Source organism: Pumilibacter intestinalis, assembly GCF_943193005.1.
In the GTDB taxonomy this organism is placed as follows: Bacteria; Bacillota; Clostridia; order Christensenellales; family Pumilibacteraceae; genus Pumilibacter; species Pumilibacter intestinalis.
Genome location: NZ_CALPCH010000008.1, coordinates 71,519 through 86,894, shown reverse-complemented (window position 1 = coordinate 86,894; position 15,376 = coordinate 71,519). Strand labels below are relative to the sequence as shown.

17 protein-coding genes are annotated in these 15,376 nt (G+C 47.2%); all 17 read right to left on the bottom strand.

Annotation, left to right across the window (positions count from 1 at the left end; genetic code table 11):
- Nucleotides 1-20: 20 nt before the first annotated feature.
- The 17 genes from NFR55_RS05595 to NFR55_RS05515 all read right to left on the bottom strand — a co-directional run bounded on the left by NFR55_RS05595 (nt 21) and on the right by NFR55_RS05515 (nt 15,371).
- Nucleotides 21-797: a segregation and condensation protein A gene (locus NFR55_RS05595; protein ID WP_251547140.1), complete on the bottom strand. Its 777-nt coding sequence runs from the start codon at nt 795-797 to the stop codon at nt 21-23.
- A gap of 18 nt (nt 798-815) precedes the next feature.
- Nucleotides 816-1,502, bottom strand: coding sequence for a site-2 protease family protein (locus NFR55_RS05590; RefSeq protein WP_251547138.1), 687 nt, complete (start codon nt 1,500-1,502; stop codon nt 816-818).
- Nucleotides 1,503-2,822, bottom strand: a complete 1,320-nt coding sequence (lysA, locus tag NFR55_RS05585; protein ID WP_251547136.1) for a diaminopimelate decarboxylase — start codon at nt 2,820-2,822, stop codon at nt 1,503-1,505.
- A 146-nt stretch (nt 2,823-2,968) separates the two neighbouring features.
- Nucleotides 2,969-4,126 carry a D-alanyl-D-alanine carboxypeptidase family protein gene (locus NFR55_RS05580; protein ID WP_251547135.1) on the bottom strand — a complete coding sequence of 386 codons (1,158 nt, stop codon included), beginning with the start codon at nt 4,124-4,126 and terminating at the stop codon, nt 2,969-2,971.
- A 39-nt stretch (nt 4,127-4,165) separates the two neighbouring features.
- Complete coding sequence (locus NFR55_RS05575; protein ID WP_251547134.1) at nt 4,166-4,780, bottom strand: hypothetical protein; 615 nt, start codon at nt 4,778-4,780, stop codon at nt 4,166-4,168.
- 65 nt (nt 4,781-4,845) lie between these two features.
- Nucleotides 4,846-5,862 carry a SpoIVB peptidase S55 domain-containing protein gene (locus NFR55_RS05570; RefSeq protein ID WP_251547133.1) on the bottom strand — a complete coding sequence of 339 codons (1,017 nt, stop codon included), beginning with the start codon at nt 5,860-5,862 and terminating at the stop codon, nt 4,846-4,848.
- Between the two features lie 102 nt (nt 5,863-5,964).
- Nucleotides 5,965-7,662 carry a DNA repair protein RecN gene (gene recN / locus NFR55_RS05565; RefSeq protein ID WP_251547132.1) on the bottom strand — a complete coding sequence of 566 codons (1,698 nt, stop codon included), beginning with the start codon at nt 7,660-7,662 and terminating at the stop codon, nt 5,965-5,967.
- Between the two features lie 4 nt (nt 7,663-7,666).
- On the bottom strand, nt 7,667-8,119 hold the full coding sequence (gene argR, locus NFR55_RS05560; protein WP_251547131.1) for an arginine repressor: 453 nt from the start codon (nt 8,117-8,119) through the stop codon (nt 7,667-7,669).
- Between the two features lie 3 nt (nt 8,120-8,122).
- Nucleotides 8,123-8,974: an NAD(+)/NADH kinase gene (locus tag NFR55_RS05555; protein ID WP_251547130.1), complete on the bottom strand. Its 852-nt coding sequence runs from the start codon at nt 8,972-8,974 to the stop codon at nt 8,123-8,125.
- A 37-nt stretch (nt 8,975-9,011) separates the two neighbouring features.
- Entirely contained in the window at nt 9,012-10,838 is a 1,827-nt protein-coding gene (gene dxs / locus NFR55_RS05550) for a 1-deoxy-D-xylulose-5-phosphate synthase (protein ID WP_251547129.1), read from the bottom strand.
- 7 nt (nt 10,839-10,845) lie between these two features.
- Nucleotides 10,846-11,688 (bottom strand): polyprenyl synthetase family protein, encoded by an 843-nt coding sequence (locus NFR55_RS05545; RefSeq protein ID WP_251547128.1) that lies wholly within the window; start codon nt 11,686-11,688, stop codon nt 10,846-10,848.
- Nucleotides 11,685-11,900: an exodeoxyribonuclease VII small subunit gene (gene xseB / locus NFR55_RS05540; protein WP_251547127.1), complete on the bottom strand. Its 216-nt coding sequence runs from the start codon at nt 11,898-11,900 to the stop codon at nt 11,685-11,687. Before xseB ends, NFR55_RS05545 begins: the two co-directional genes overlap by 4 nt.
- On the bottom strand, nt 11,890-13,158 hold the full coding sequence (gene xseA, locus NFR55_RS05535; protein ID WP_251547126.1) for an exodeoxyribonuclease VII large subunit: 1,269 nt from the start codon (nt 13,156-13,158) through the stop codon (nt 11,890-11,892). The genes xseB and xseA overlap by 11 nt, the downstream gene beginning before the upstream one ends.
- Nucleotides 13,151-13,999, bottom strand: coding sequence for a bifunctional methylenetetrahydrofolate dehydrogenase/methenyltetrahydrofolate cyclohydrolase FolD (gene folD, locus NFR55_RS05530; protein ID WP_251547125.1), 849 nt, complete (start codon nt 13,997-13,999; stop codon nt 13,151-13,153). The genes xseA and folD overlap by 8 nt, the downstream gene beginning before the upstream one ends.
- Nucleotides 13,980-14,402, bottom strand: coding sequence for a transcription antitermination factor NusB (gene nusB / locus NFR55_RS05525; protein ID WP_251547124.1), 423 nt, complete (start codon nt 14,400-14,402; stop codon nt 13,980-13,982). Before nusB ends, folD begins: the two co-directional genes overlap by 20 nt.
- A 72-nt stretch (nt 14,403-14,474) precedes the next feature.
- Nucleotides 14,475-14,810 (bottom strand): Asp23/Gls24 family envelope stress response protein, encoded by a 336-nt coding sequence (locus tag NFR55_RS05520; RefSeq protein ID WP_251547123.1) that lies wholly within the window; start codon nt 14,808-14,810, stop codon nt 14,475-14,477.
- A gap of 84 nt (nt 14,811-14,894) precedes the next feature.
- A complete protein-coding gene (locus NFR55_RS05515) occupies nt 14,895-15,371 on the bottom strand; it encodes a SpoIIIAH-like family protein (RefSeq protein ID WP_251547122.1) in 477 nt (158 codons plus the stop codon).
- Nucleotides 15,372-15,376 lie beyond the last annotated feature (5 nt).

Here is a 15,376-nt window from a genome sequence, read left to right as displayed (position 1 = left end):
TTCCTTTGCGATAAATTATGTTAAGCTACTTTCTTTAGAAGAATTTCGCCGAAAATTTCTTGTTGTTCGGCTTTCACGAACTGTAATTTGAGGAGTTCGAGCAAAGCCTGAAAGGTTGTGATTATTTCGCTTTTGGAGTAATCGTCTTCGAACAGCTCGTCGAATGTGGCGGTATCTCTCAAAAGCATGAAATCTTTTATGTGCGACATTTTTTCGGCTACGGTGAACCTGTCGAGAGTTATATGCCGCTCTTTTTGAGTTATACTGCGTTTCTCCATCTTGAGAAACATTTTGCGCAGTGCTTTCATCAGTCCTTCCATTGTCATATCTTTGAGTACGAACCGCGGCTCGCCCACGCTCGCGTCGGGACTGCGGAAATGTATTCCCACGGTTTCCTGCTCTTTCATCTTTTGGCAGGCTTCCTTATACAGCTTGTATTCTTCCAAACGCTGTATGAGCTGTTTTTCGGAGTCTTCTTCCTCGGGAACTTCTTCCTGCGGCTTGGGTAACAGCGATTTGGACTTTATTTCTATGAGCCACGCCGCCATTTCGATGAATTCGGACGCGTTCTCCAAATCCACCTCTTTTATATCGTTTATATACTCTATGTATTGCTCGGTAATCTGCGATACGAAAATGTCTTTTATTTCTATCTTGGCGGCTTTTATGAGGTGCAACAAAAGGTCGAGCGGACCTTCGAAAGACTCGAGCTTGACTTTGTAAGACGCCTCGTTTATTTCTTCCCCTTCGGGAAGCTCGGCGGTTTGTATTATATTGTTATCAGTGTTTTCAGCCATAATTCGTCCGTAAAAGTTTTAGAAAAACAGTCCCCAAAAACTGCCGAAAAGTTTGTAAACACCGTTTCGGGCATAGAATATATATGCTCCGAGCGGGTCGCACCAAATGGGCAAACCGAATATATCGGCCAATATGCTTATGCCCACAAGCGCAAGCAAAATGTACTGTCCGAAATTGCGAAAGAACCTCACTGCTTTGTTGTTGTATCTCGTAAACGCCTCTATAACTCTGAACCCGTCGAGCGGATGAATTGGTAAAAGATTGAAGAAGAACAGTCCGAGGTTAACCAAAACCATATATTGGAAAAACGCGAAAAAATAACTCAATACGTTTATCCCGCCCGGGAATTTTACCATGAGCCAACCGAACAAAAACATCAAACCCGAAGAGAAGAATGCGAGAACGAGGTTTACCGTAACGCCCGCGATTGCCACCGTAAATATGCCCCGTTTTTGGTGTCGGAAATTATACGGGTTTACGGGAACGGGCTTGGCGTAACCGAAACCTACCGTCATGAGCATGAAAAATCCGATTATATCGAAATGCGCAAGCGGATTGAGCGTAAGCCGTCGGTTTACTTTGGCGGTTGCGTCGCCATTCCATAAAGCAACGTAACCGTGGGCAAGCTCGTGCAGTATCATAGAGATAAGCACCACAAGCGCAACGATTAAGATATCGGCAATGTTGAAATTAGAATAAAGCACTTATTTGTTCGCTCCCAAACGCGGCGGTATGGCGTCGCGTGAAATGATATCTTCGTAACTCTGAGGTTTTACTATGTAGTCGCTTTCTCCGTTGTTTACCAGCACTACGGGCGGTACGGGATTGCGGTTATAGTTGCTTGCCATGGAATAGTTGTATGCGCCCGTAGTAAAAACCGCGAGCAAATCTCCCGATTTTGCTTTGGGAAGCATGATATCTTCTATGAGTATATCGCCGCTTTCGCAACATTTGCCCGCAACCGTAACTTTCTCGGTCGCTTTTTCCGCGGCGCGGTTTGCGAGCACGGCGGCGTACTTGCTCTGATATAAAGCAAAGCGCGGATTTTCAAACATGCCGCCGTCTACCGCGATATACTTTTTCATGTCCTTGATTTCTTTTATCGCGCCCACTGTATATAAAGTTATGCCGGCTTCACCCACTATCGAACGCCCCGGTTCGAGAATGAGTTTGGGTGGCGCGATTTTTTTGTGCTTTAGGCATTCGTCGAGTTTGTCGATTATTATGCTTACGTATTGATGCGGCTCGAGCGGTTTGTCGTCGTCGGTATACGTTACCCCGTATCCTCCGCCGAGGTCGAGTTCTTCAACCGATATATTCTCTTTGTTTAGTGCCGAAATAAAATCGGTCATCTTTTCAACGGCAAGTTCGAACGGCTTTTGTTCGAATATTTGCGACCCTATATGGCAGTGCAATCCTATAAATCGAAGATTTTTTGTTGCGCAAACTTTTTTTATCGTTGCGAGTGCGCTCCCGTCCGCAATAGAAAAACCGAACTTGCTGTCGGTGCGCGTGGTTTGTATAAAACGGTGCGTGTGCGCGTCTATGCCGGGATTTACGCGAACGAGCGCTTTTTGCGTTTTGCCTAATTTGCTCGCAATTTCGCTTAAAGTTTCTATTTCGTAGTACGAGTCGACCACAACGGCGTGCACGTTTTCTTTCACGGCGAATTCGAGTTCGTCGCGCGATTTGTTGTTGCCGTGAAAATAAATTTCCTCTGCGGGCATTCCGCCTTTGAGCGCGGTATAAAGCTCGCCGCCCGAAACGACGTCCGCTCCCAGACCTTCGCTGTGCACTATGCCGTATACGGCGAGAGCGGCGAACGCTTTGGAGGCATAAAGTATGCGGGAATTAGCGTACCGCGTATCAAGGAGTTTTTTGTATCCGCGGCAAACGGTGCGTATGTGCTCTTCGTCCATAACGTACAAAGGCGTGCCGTATTTTTCGGCAAGGGCAACGCAATCCGCCCCGCCTATGGCAAGGTGTCCCTGTTCGTTAATTTTGAGCGTGTCGCGATATTTCATTTCAACCCTCGAATTCGAATAGAACAATAATACCATTTTAGCGCGTTTAAGTCAAATGTTTGGAGAACCATAATATTGCGCGACTTGACGAAAAAGCGCACTTCCGCTATGTGAAATGCGCTTTCTTTATAAATATATAGCTTAGATTACCAGTTTGCTATGAAATCGTCCACTATATCGAGATATCCCGACTTAAGCACGGTGCGGTCGCTCACGAGCGGAACTTCGCACACCGCTTCGCCTTTATTGGTCACTTTGAGCGTTCCTATAACGTCGCCGCTCTCGATAGGCGCACGAAGCTCGGGTATTTCGTAGTTGTATTCGAGCGCGGGCGTATCGCCTTTTTTAAGGAATACGAATTTATCCGCCGCGGGCACCGCTTTAATCGCGCTCTCTTTGCCGCCGCTTACCGAGTATTCCGTATCCGCCGCAATACCAGCTTTAACCACCTGCTTCGTTTCGTAGTTGGCAAAGCCGAAATTGAAGAGCGCGGCGTTCTGCGCGTTGCGCACTTTGGACGACTCCGCGCCGCACACAACGCTTATAAGGCGGGTGTCGCCGCGTTTTGCGGTTGCCGAAAGACAGAATTTCGCGTCGTTGGTAAAGCCCGTTTTGCCGCCGTCGCAACCCTCGTAAGCTCTTATGAGTTTATTGGTGTTGGATAGCTGAGTTACTCTTCCGCTCGGATGTGCAAAATCGAACATCCATACTTTGGAATAATCGAAAAACTTTTCGTGACTTATGAGAGCTCTCGTCATAAGAGCGACGTCGTGCGCACAGCAGTACTGCTCCGCACCGGGCAAGCCCGTGCAGTTTATAAAGCGAGTGTCGAGCATGCCGAGCGATTTGGCTTTTTCGTTCATTCGCGCAACGAACGTGTCCACGCTGCCCGATATGTGCTCGGCTATAGCCACGCACGAGTCGTTTGCAGAGCCCACCACAATGCTTTTAAGAAGCTCGTTTACGGTATAATCGCTTCCCGCGTCCAAAAACGCCTGCGAACCGCCCATGGAAGCGGCGTTTTCGCTCGCGCGAACGGTATCGTCTACCGAGAGTTTGCCTGCGTCGATATCTTCGAGCGCAAGCAACAATGTCATGATTTTCACCATACTTGCTATGGGCATGCGCTCTTTCTCGTTTTTGGCAAACACTATAGTGCCCGTATCGTAATCCATGAGCAAAGCGGAACGCGCTTTAATATCGAGCGCGGAAACCGTTTGTTCGGCGTTTGCGGTTACCGTAGCCCCGCAAAATATGCCGAATGCGAGTATTACGGTAAGCGACAGTATTAAAAATTTCTTCATACGTATATTTCCTCCGTTTGTACTAATATGTAGTCATATTTATAAAATTATACCTATAGTTAAAAAATATGACGGAATTGCGAATAAAATCAGTATTATGCTTAACGTAATACACGGTAAAAGCAAGCGTTGCATGTATACGGGAAAGCAGTTTGAACGCCCGCACCCGTAGCATCTTAGGTCGTGCGCTCGGTTTAACGTCATTACCGCCACTGTGGCGAGAATAAACGTACACAGTAAAAAACACGGAAGCAAACAACATAATATAAACGGCAAAACCGACAGCTTGAGCATTGCTATATATAAGCTCAAATACATTGCGAAATAGTAAGTTTGGAAAAACAGTATCGCAAAGCATAAATAAGAGAGTAAAAAGTGCGCCGAAAGCAAAGCAAGCAGTGAAAACAATATTAAGTACGTTATAAGATTTATGAAAAAATAAGCGAATATCCCTCTTTCGGCGGTGATTAGCAAAAACTCGTTCGTTTGGTGCGTAATCAAGTAGCTTTCCGCGTCATATACCGCAAATCCGCTACGTATTCCGAGCGCGATTGCCGCTATATTTATTAAGGCTATTATCGTAAATTTCCCGATATTTTCTTTCAGAAAATCCCTGAAATCATATAAAAGGTTGTAAGCGTTTATTTTTATCATATAATATCATATATAGAAAAACGACAAAATATGACCCAAAATCCTATAGTATGCCACACATAGTACTAATTTTCCATCATCCAATCGGCATAAATGCCGTATCCTTTCGTAGGGTCTGAAACAAAAACGTGCGTTACCGCCCCTACCAATCTGTTGTTTTGTATTATAGGACTGCCGCTCATTCCCTGCACTATGCCGCCCGTTGCGGAAATAAGCCGCTTATCGGTTACTCTTATTATCATGCTTTTATCGGAAACCGAGTTTTGGGACGACGTTTTAACTATTTCTATATCGTACCTTTCTGTGGAATTGTTTACGTTTGCGAGTATATACGCTTTGCCGAGGCGCACGCTCTGCCGAGGAGCAACTGCGGTGAGTTCGCCGCCTTCGTAATTTTTGAATTTGCCGAAAACTCCGCTTTTACAGTTTTTATATAGTGTTCCGTTTGGCACGGAACTCGAGAAAGCCCCTTTAAGCTCTCCCGCTCGTCCTCTTACGCCTTTATTGCAACCTAAGATTTTACAATCGAACGAGTAACCCTCGAAACAGGGTGCAAAACTTTCGTTTTCCAAAGTTATCGGATGCCCCAAGCAAGCGAACGAGCCGTCTTGTTTAACGTAAGTTACCGTACCCACGCCCGCAACGCTTTCGCGCACTCTTAAACCGAGTCGCTTTTCGCCCGTCATATCTTCGCGAATCAAGTTTACCGTTATATCCAAAAGCGCAGTGCCTCTGCGTACTCCGAGTTTAGCCGTCATATCTTCGGTTGCGGATAATGCCGTATCTATATCCTTTATGTTTCTTACCTCCGCCCCGTTTACGCTCTCTATTATATCGCCGCCGCTCAAAGGCGATTTAGCCACAACGCTGCCGAGCTCGGTTTCTATCGGCGCAGGTCTTACCACTATAACGCCTTTGGGTTTCAGCGTCAGTCCTATCGGAAAACCTCCGAGATATACCGAATACGCAGGCTCGGCATTCGCGTTTTGAGCATTTGCGGGCGTGTATAAACCGAAAATAAAAACCAAAAAGAAAATATAAGCTATTATCCAATAATTTTTTCTTATGTTTTTTACGCTCATGGTATATAGTTTGTCGCGCCGGCGCGGCTAATATGCGAAAAAAGTCTTTCCTAAAAATGAAAAGACTTTTCGGCGTTTAATAGCGATATTTAATTTCGAGTACTATAAAGTGGCTTTGTAATCGTCGCTCCAGCGTTTCATCGTTTCGGCGTTCGAAGCCGACTGCTCGCTAATTCCCTGTCCGCCCGATAACCTCGATATTTCGTTTATCATACCGTTTTTGTCAAGCTCGGTTACGACGGTAACGGTGCTGTTGTTTGCCGTTTCTTTGCGTATATAATAGTGAGAGTCCGCCATTGCGGCTATTTGAGCGAGGTGCGTCACGCATAGTATTTGATGTTTGCGCGAAATCACCGCAAGTTTTTTGGCAACAACTCTGCCCGTAATTCCGCTTATACCCGCGTCTATCTCGTCGAATATCATTGTGGGTATATCGTCGGTTTCGTTGGAAATAACCTTTAACGCCAACATAAAGCGTGACATTTCGCCGCCCGAAATAATTTTTATAAGCGGCTTAAGCGGTTGCCCCGCGTTCGGCGAAAGATAAAACTCCGCGGTATCCGCGCCGAGCGGACCGAAGCGTTTTTCGAAATCGGCAATTTGCGGAAACTCGGAAATTTGCACGGCAAAATCGGCGTTTTCCATTCCGAGCTCGTGAAGCTCTTTTTTAATTTTGTTTGCAAATTCTTCCGCGCTAAAAAGCCGTATATCGTGCATAGCTTTTGCAAGCGCATAAAGTTCGCTCGTGAGTTCTTTTTTGCGCGTTTCGAGCTTAAAATAATGACTGTCGGCGTTTTCGAGATATTCGAGTCTTTCCTTAGCCGCGGTTTTATATTTAATCATTTCGGCATACGAGCCGTATTTTCGCTTGAGCGAACGCACTGCCGAAAGCCGTTTTTCAAGCTCGTCAAGTTCGCCCATATCGAAATTCAGTCCGTCGAGTTCGTCGCGTATAACGTCGCAAACGTCGCCTATTTCTATGGAAACGGTTTCGAGCCTGTCGTATATCTCGGCAAACAAACTTTTCAAGCCCGAAATCGCGCTTATTTCGCGTTGAGCGTCGCCTATAAGCTCGCTTGCCGAACCGTCTTCGCGCTCGTTTAGAGAGTGCAGAGCCTGTCCGAGCGCGGCGTATATTTTTTCCGCCGAGGTTATCACGTTGCGTTTTTCTATCAGTTCGTCTTCTTCGTTTTCGTAGGTAGCGGAGTCTTCTATTTCGCTCACCTGATACGATAACAGGTCTATTTCCCGCTCTCTTTCGCTTGCGTTGCCAATCTTCGAGAGTTTATTTACGGTATCTTTGTATTCCGTATAAACCTGCGCGTAATGCGAACAAACTTTAGCGAGTTCTTCGCGAGCGTAATAATCGAGGATACGCAGGTGTTCGCTCGTGCGTATGAGCGACTGATATTCGTTCTGCCCGTATATATCCACAAGCGTTGCCGTAAGACTTTTGAGCATTCCCGAAGTTGCGGTTCTGCCGTTTATGCGTATTTCGCTTTTTCCGTCGGCATAAAATTTGCGGTTTATAATTATGCAATCGTCTTCTTCCATACCGAAATCGTTCATAACCGCTTTCGCACGTTCGGAAACGTCGAACACACCCTCAACGTAACCCGCTTCGGTGCCGTATCGCAACAGCGTTTTATCGTAACGCGCTCCGAGCAAAAGCATTATACCGTCTACTATTATGGATTTGCCCGCGCCTGTTTCGCCGCTCATTATGTTGAGTTTTGCGCACGGTTCGAGTTCGAGCTTTTCTATGAGCGCGAGATTTTTTACGGTAAGTCTTTTCAGCATGGCTCTATTGCTCCAACAACGACGAAAGCGACTCGCTTATTTGTTGCGCCGTGCTTTCGCTCTTGGTTACCGCCATTACGGTGTCGTCGCCCGCCACGCACCCGAGTATATCGGGATTTTCAAGACGGTCGAGCATCATGCCGGCAATATTCGCGCTGCCCGAAATCGTTTTTATAACGATGATATTTCCCGCGTTTACGATTGATACCACCGCATGTTTGAAAATGCTTACGAGTTTATTGGATACGCTGCGGTCGCCTATTTCCCGCACGTACTTTTGTTTTTTACCGTCGTGCGTAACCTTTACTATGCCGAGCTCTTTTATATCGCGGGAAATGGTTGCTTGCGTGGCGTTAAAACCCGCTTCTTTAAGCATACGGGTTAAATCGTCTTGCGTTTCTACGACGTTTTCGGTTATGAGTTCCAATATTTTGATTTGTCTTGCGTTTCTCGTCATAAGTTAAGACTCCTCCGCAGGCGTAAGGCTCCAAGAATTCAGTTTGCGCAACAATCGCTCGTAAAACCCGTTTTTGTTCAACCTTACGAATAACGCGCGTTTGGGAGCTTTGAATATGCGTATGGTTTTCTTTTCGGGCAGAACGCATACGTTCTTTCCGTCGGCTATCACCATTGCGTCGTCGGCTCGCGCCTGAAGCGTAATGCCTATCGTTTCGTCGTCGCCTATCACTATGGGACGCGAATGCATGGAGTGCGAATTAACCGGAGTAAGCGCAAATACGTTCGCCGTTGGGCTTATAACCGGTCCGCCCGCGGAAAGCGAATACGCGGTAGAACCCGTGGGCGTGCACGCAATGAAACCGTCGCAGTAATACATATCTACGGGCGCGCCGTCTATATCCACTTTGAGCATAATCATTTTGGATACGTTTCTGCGCGCTATAACTATTTCGTTGAGAGCGTAGAAACGCTTTTCGTCGAGTTTTGCGCAAAGCACGGTGCGTTTTTCCACCGTGTAGTTTTCGCTTACTATATCTTGCGCGAGTTTATCGAAACATTCGGGTTCGGCTTCGGTCAAAAAGCCGAGCTTGCCCAAATTTACACCGAGCACCGGTATTTTTTTTACGGCACACCACTTCGATATGCTAAGCATTGTGCCGTCGCCGCCTACGGTAAGCATCATATCGAGCCCGTTTTCGTCGTTTTCGGAAAAGAAACCCGCGCACTCCACTTTGCCTTTCAAATTATCGTGAGCGTAACATAAAATACCGCGCTCCGAAAAATTCTCTATGAGTTTTTCGGTTACGGCAAATCCTTTGTCTTTATGGATATTGGTATATATCCCTACTTTCATGCTTTTATTATACATGAAAATTTATAAATATTCAAGTTTATTGAATACTGTTTCCAAAGTTTTTTATAACGCTCAAAATTCCGCTTTCGGTTATGCCCGCGGCTTCGAGCGAATGTTCTATACAAAAATCGTCTAAAAATTCGTCGGGATAGCCTATCGTTTCCACTTTGGCGTTCTGCCCTATTTCATTGAGATACGCCAAAACCGACTGCCCGAAACCGCCGCGCTTTGCTCCGTCTTCCACGGTGATTATCAAGTTGCCTTTGCGATTGATTTGTTGCAAAAATTCGGAGTCGAGCGGCTTTATGCACCGAGCCGAAACGATATTCGCGTTTTCGATACCGCTCGCCGCGCACACAGCCCTATTTCCCACCGCCAAAACGTAAACGCCCGATTGGGAGCGTTTCAAAATCTCCCACTTTCCGTACTCGAACGAACCGTTTTCGGCACTGTCGCAAAGGTAACTTTTGGGATAGCGGATAGCAAGCGGCTTATCGTACGAAAGAGAAAACTCGAGCATTTGCCTGAACTCGCAACCGTCTTTGGGCGCGAGTATAGAAAGATTGGGAATTAACGAAAGATAACTTATATCGTATAATCCCTGATGAGTTACTCCGTCCGCCCCCACCGCGCCCGCTCGGTCTATAAGAAAGGTCACGCCGAGATTGTTTATGCACACGTCGTGCAACACTTGGTCGAATCCGCGCTGTAAAAAGCTCGAATACACGGCAAAATACGGCTTAAGTCCGCCCGCAGCAAGTCCCGCCGCAAGAGTTACCGCATGTTGTTCGGCTATTCCCACGTCGTAAAGTCGGTCGGGAAATTTTTCGGCAAACGCGGTTAGCCCCGTTCCGTCCGACATAGCCGCGGTAATTGCCGTTATTTTACTGTTCTTCTCGCCCTCGGTACACAAAAAATCGGAAAGAACTTGCGAGAATGATTTTTCGTTTGTTGCTCCCTGCGGCACGATACCGTGAAATTTGGTAGGGTCGGAAGCCGCCACTGGATATCCTTTGCCCTTTTGCGTAAGTATGTGAATTAAAACGGGTTCGTCCTCGTTCTTTACTTGCTTGAAAATTTCTATTAAGTTTGCGAGATTGTGACCCTCAATCGGTCCGTAGTATTTAATGCCCATTTGCTCGAACATTTTATTGCTTTGCACAACCGATTTTACCCCGTGCTTGGTTCTCACGAGAGCTTTATACAAATTCGACCCGAACAAAGGAATACCGAGCACGCCCTTTTTTACGGTGCTTTTGAGCCTGTTGTATCGTTTGCTAAGCCTGAGTTTGGCAAGATATTCGCTCATCGCGCCCACGTTTTTGGAAATGGACATTTTATTGTCGTTAAGAACTATAATCATTTTGGCTTTGGACGCACCGATATCGTTGAGCGCCTCGAAAGCCATTCCCCCCGTAAACGCCCCGTCTCCTATAACGCTAATTACGTTGTAATCTTCGCCGAGAGTATCGCGGGCGCGAGCATATCCGAGTCCCACCGACAGAGACGTGGAACTGTGCCCCATGGTAAAAGAGTCGTACTCGCTCTCCGTCATTTTGGGAAATCCCGATATGCCGCCGTTGGCGCGTAACGCGCCGAAATTCTCCGCCCTGCCCGTGATTATTTTGTGCGCGTATGCCTGATGCCCCACGTCCCACAGTATTTTGTCTTTCGGACAGTCGAAAACGTAATGCAAAGCTACGGCGAGTTCCACCGCTCCTATGCTCGAGGCGAGATGCCCTCCGCTGTGTCGAACCGACTCAACGATAAATTTGCGCACGCTGTCGCAGTATGCGCCGAGTTCTTTACAGCTCAGTTCTTTAAGCCGCTCGGGAGAATTAACTTGTTTTATTATTTCGTCCAAAGTTTTATTACTCTTTGCGCTCCATAAAACTTTTTGTAAGTTCGAGTAAAAATTCGGAATTTTCCATATTTTGTAAAATAGATAACGCGGCTACGGTCTTTTGTTTTAAGAGTCGCTTTGTATCCTCTTCGCCGTGAAGCGAAAGATAAGTTTGCTTGTCTGCGCTTTCGGTATCTTTATCCAACAGGTCGTCGCACAACTGAAAACAATACCCGAACAGGTCGCCGAATTCGCATATCTTTTTCAAATCGTCTTCCTTGGCGTTGCCTATTATCGCGCCGGCACGCAACGCCGCCTTTATTAAAGCGGCGGTTTTGTTCTCGTAAATATAATTTATGACGCTATCCGAAACCGCGTTCGTCATATCGCATATCTGCCCGCCCACCATGCCGTTGCCGCCCGCGGCATGAGCTACGGCGCAAGCGGCTTTCACATACCTTTCGGAGTTGTCTGCAAGAGCCGCCGAGCCGAGCATCAGCTCGTAGGCAAGGTTCAAAAGCGCGTCGCCCGCCAGCACCGCATTTGCTTCGCCGAATTTTTTGTGACACGTGGGTTGCCCTCTGCGCATATCGTCGTTATCCATGCAAGGCAAATCGTCGTGTATAAGAGAATAAGTATGAATGCACTCGACGGCAAGCGCGAAATTTACAGCCGCCGAGTCGATTTTGCCGCCGAACATGCGAACGGCTTCGAGAAGAAGCACGGGGCGCAATCGCTTTCCGCCGCTTGTGAGGGCATAAGTAACCGCGTCGCACAAGTCTGCGGGATAGGTTAAAAGTTCGCTCGTAAACGAACGGAGATATCCTTCGAATTGTTCTTTGCGTGCGGCGTATTCATCGGTGAAATTCAATTCGTTTCGTCCTCGCAATTTTCAAGTATTTCGTTGAGCTTACCGCTTACGGCTTCGATTTTGCCCTTGCTTTCGTTTAACTTTTCCAAACACTCGCGAATAAGTCCCACTCCGTTTTCGAACAGGCGTATCGCTTCTTCCAAAGAAACGTCTTTTTCGTCGAGCTTATCGGCGGTGCGCTCCAGTTCTTTGAGCTTGTCTTCAAGTTCCATTGTTTCCTCCGAAAACCGAAATTTTTTCTTTCTTCTCCGTAACTTTTGCAGTCAATTTTCCACCGTCTACAACTGCGGCAAAATCGTCGCCAACGGCAACGCTGTCGTACCGAACCGGTTGCCCGCGCTTATCAGTGAGTTTGGCGTAACCCATGGAAAGAATTCTTAAAGGATTGTTGCCGTCGAGTTTCGCCGCCGCTTTTTGCAAACGCTCGTTTTGTTTGTTTGCCGCGTTTCGCGTTTTCTCGGCTATTGCGAGCGCGGAGCGTTTAACCGCAATTTCACGGTTTGAAACTACTTCGTTTACTCGCTTTTCCATATGCTCGGCGGAACTTAAAACCTTTGTACGCACGCGCTCGAATTTTAGTTCGCTCTTTCGCGCTACGGTTTCGCTCGCCCGTTTCAGTACGGCGGTTTTTCTCGAAAATATTTCCAACGCACCTCGTTCAATTCTCATGGCGGCGTTCAAAATTCTCTCGTAAAAATCTTCGTTTATGCGGCTTATAAGTTCGCCCGCCATGCTCGGCGTTCCCGCCCTTACCGAGGCCGCGAAATCGCAAAGCGTGAAATCGGTTTCGTGCCCTACCGCGGAAATTACGGGCGTTGAGCACGCCGCTACGGCGCGTACGAGCGTTTCGTTGTTAAACGCGCTCAAGTCGTCGCCGCTTCCTCCGCCTCGCGCCACTATCACAACGTCGGGTTTGCTCTTATCGGCAAGCCGCAAATTTTCGGTCAGTTCCGTAGCCGCGTTTTTGCCCTGCACCGCCGACGGATAAATTTCAACCGAGCAAAATTTGTGCTTGCGGTGCACCGTTTTTATAAAGTCGTGAATTACCGCGCCGGTTATCGCAGTAACTATCGCAACCTTTCTCACGTATGGCGGAAGCGGCTTTTTGTTTTCGAACAGCCCTTCGCCGCGCAGTTTTTCCTTAAGCGCGTTGAATTCGGCGAGAATATCTCCTGCGCCCGTCTTTTTCGCCGAACGGAACACAAAAGAAACTTTTCCCGTTCTTTCGTAAAACGATACGCTTCCGAACAATATTACTTTGTCGCCTACGGAAAAGTCGCAAACCGAATCGAAAGAAACGCACCCGAGCAAACAGTCTTTTTCCTTGAGCGTTACGAAAGTTGCCGAAGCGGTCTTTTTGTATTCGTAAATTTCCCCTTCCACCCCCAAATCGTGGAGTATCAGTTCGTCTTCGAATACCCCTTTAACGTATTCGTTTATTTGCGATACCGTTAAAGTTCTTTCACGCATTTTTTTCCGCGGCGGCAACCGTGTTACTCAAAAGCATGGCGATAGTCATAGGTCCTACGCCGCCGGGCACGGGCGTTATATAAGACGCCTTTTCGCACGCTTCGCCGAAGTTTACGTCGCCGTACAGTTTGCCGTCGTGCCTGTTCATGCCTACGTCTATTACCACCGCGCCCGATTTAATCATATCGCCGGTGATAAATTCTTTTATGCCCACAGCCGCAACGAGTATATCCGCGCGCGAAGTAACGCTTTTAAGGTCTTGCGTGCGCGAATGCGCTACGGTAACGGTCGCGTTGTTTTGCAACAATAGCATTGCCATGGGTTTGCCCACTATGTTACTGCGCCCCACAACTACCGCGTTCTTGCCTTCGATTTCAACGCCCGCAGAACGTATGAGCTCAATGCAACCTTGCGGAGTACATGCGGCAAGGCAGGGATTTCCGAGCATCAGATTGCCCGCGTTCATTGCGTGGAAACCGTCCACGTCTTTATGCGGCGCAACGTGTTCCAAAACGCGTTTTTCGTTCACTCCTTCGGGGAGCGGAAGTTGTACCAAAATACCGTCGATATTTTTATCTTCGTTAAGAGCCTGCACAAGCTCTATGATTTTGTTTTCGGGAGTTTCCGCGGGAAGCTCGTACGAAAAAGACTTTATCGCCGCGTCTTCACACGCCTTGATTTTGTTGCGAACATAAATTTTGCTCGCGGGGTTTTCTCCCGCGAGTATAACGGCAAGCCCTACGCGGCGCCCTTTCTTTGCGGCAAACGCTTCCGCTTTTTTCCGCACGTCCGCTCTTACTCTCTCCGCTATCGCTTTTCCGTCAATTATCTTCGCGCTCATTTTTCAGCTCCTCTTTGTTTGCTATTACCGACGCCAAAATTCCGTTCACGAACGAAAAACTTTTTTCGGTGGAATAGGCGCGGCTAAGTTCCAACGCTTCGTTAACCGAAACTTTAACGGGCACGTCTTCCATAAACAGTAGCTCCGCTACGGAAATCATAAGAGCCGCCAAATCGGTCTTGTATATCCTGTCAAACGCAAAATCTTTGCTGTAACGCGAAATTACGCTTTTGAGATGTTCGTAATTTTCTATTACGGTATCGTAAATTCCGCACGTAAACGCCACGTCGTCGGGCGCTTCGTTTTTGCAAAGCAATTCTTTTGTAAAGTCGTTGCGTTCTCCCGTTTCCAAAAACTCGTAAACGAGTCTGAAAGCGTTTTCTCTTGCCGATTTTCTGCTCATATATCCTCTCGCTAAAAAAACAAAAGCTAAAGGCTTTAAGTTCTTAAAGCCTTTAGCTGTGCAGACTTAAGTCTACAACGGTGCTATTAAGTCTTTGTCCGGCATGGTGATGCCGAGTATATTCACGTTCACCACGCCCACTTTATACTTACTCATGGTTTCCACGCTGCGTTTTACGTTCTCTTGAACGCGAAACGCCACGTCCGAACAGCTCACGCCGAACTCCACGTTGATGAATACGTCCACGCTTACCGTGTTGCCTATCATCTCCGTACGAATGCCCTTGCCCTGAAGCGACGCCACGCCGTTTATTTCTTGCACGGCAAGCACTATTATAGACGATATAAGATTTCGTCCGTAAGTTACGTCGCCGGTAAAGTTTGCGTTGTAGCGGCTCTTGAGCGGCATGAAGCTCTCCTTTATTTATTCTTATGTATTAGTATATCACAGCGAGTCAAAAAATTCAATCAATTTTCCGCACAAATTCAACAATTATTCTACGGGAAGAATTCTTACGTCGAGAGCGGTTTTGTCGGTTTCGGAAACGACTATATCGAGTACCTGCGCAACCTCGTTTTCGGTCAATTCGTCCGACTTGATAATAATGTTTATATTGTCGGTAGACGCGGTTACTATGGTGTCTTCGAAACCGAGAGCTTTTATGAGTCCTTCGAGTACGAGCTCGAGGTCCATGTTCTTGGTAAGAGCGAGCTTTTGAGCTTCCGCCGCGCTAACGGCTTCGGCGGTGGACGCCTCGTTATTGATTATAGCGTCGAGATACAAAATGGTTTGGTCTCTGGTTGCCTGACGGTCGGTGCGGTAAGTACTGAAGAAATTTCCGTAAGTTACGTCGCCCGACGCATTAGCTTTGGTGGCTTTGTTGTTCAAAAAGATGTTCAAGCATCCCGTAACAACCAACAGCGCAACCATGCCTACAAGAATGAAAACCTTTTTCTTTTTACTTAACATGAATT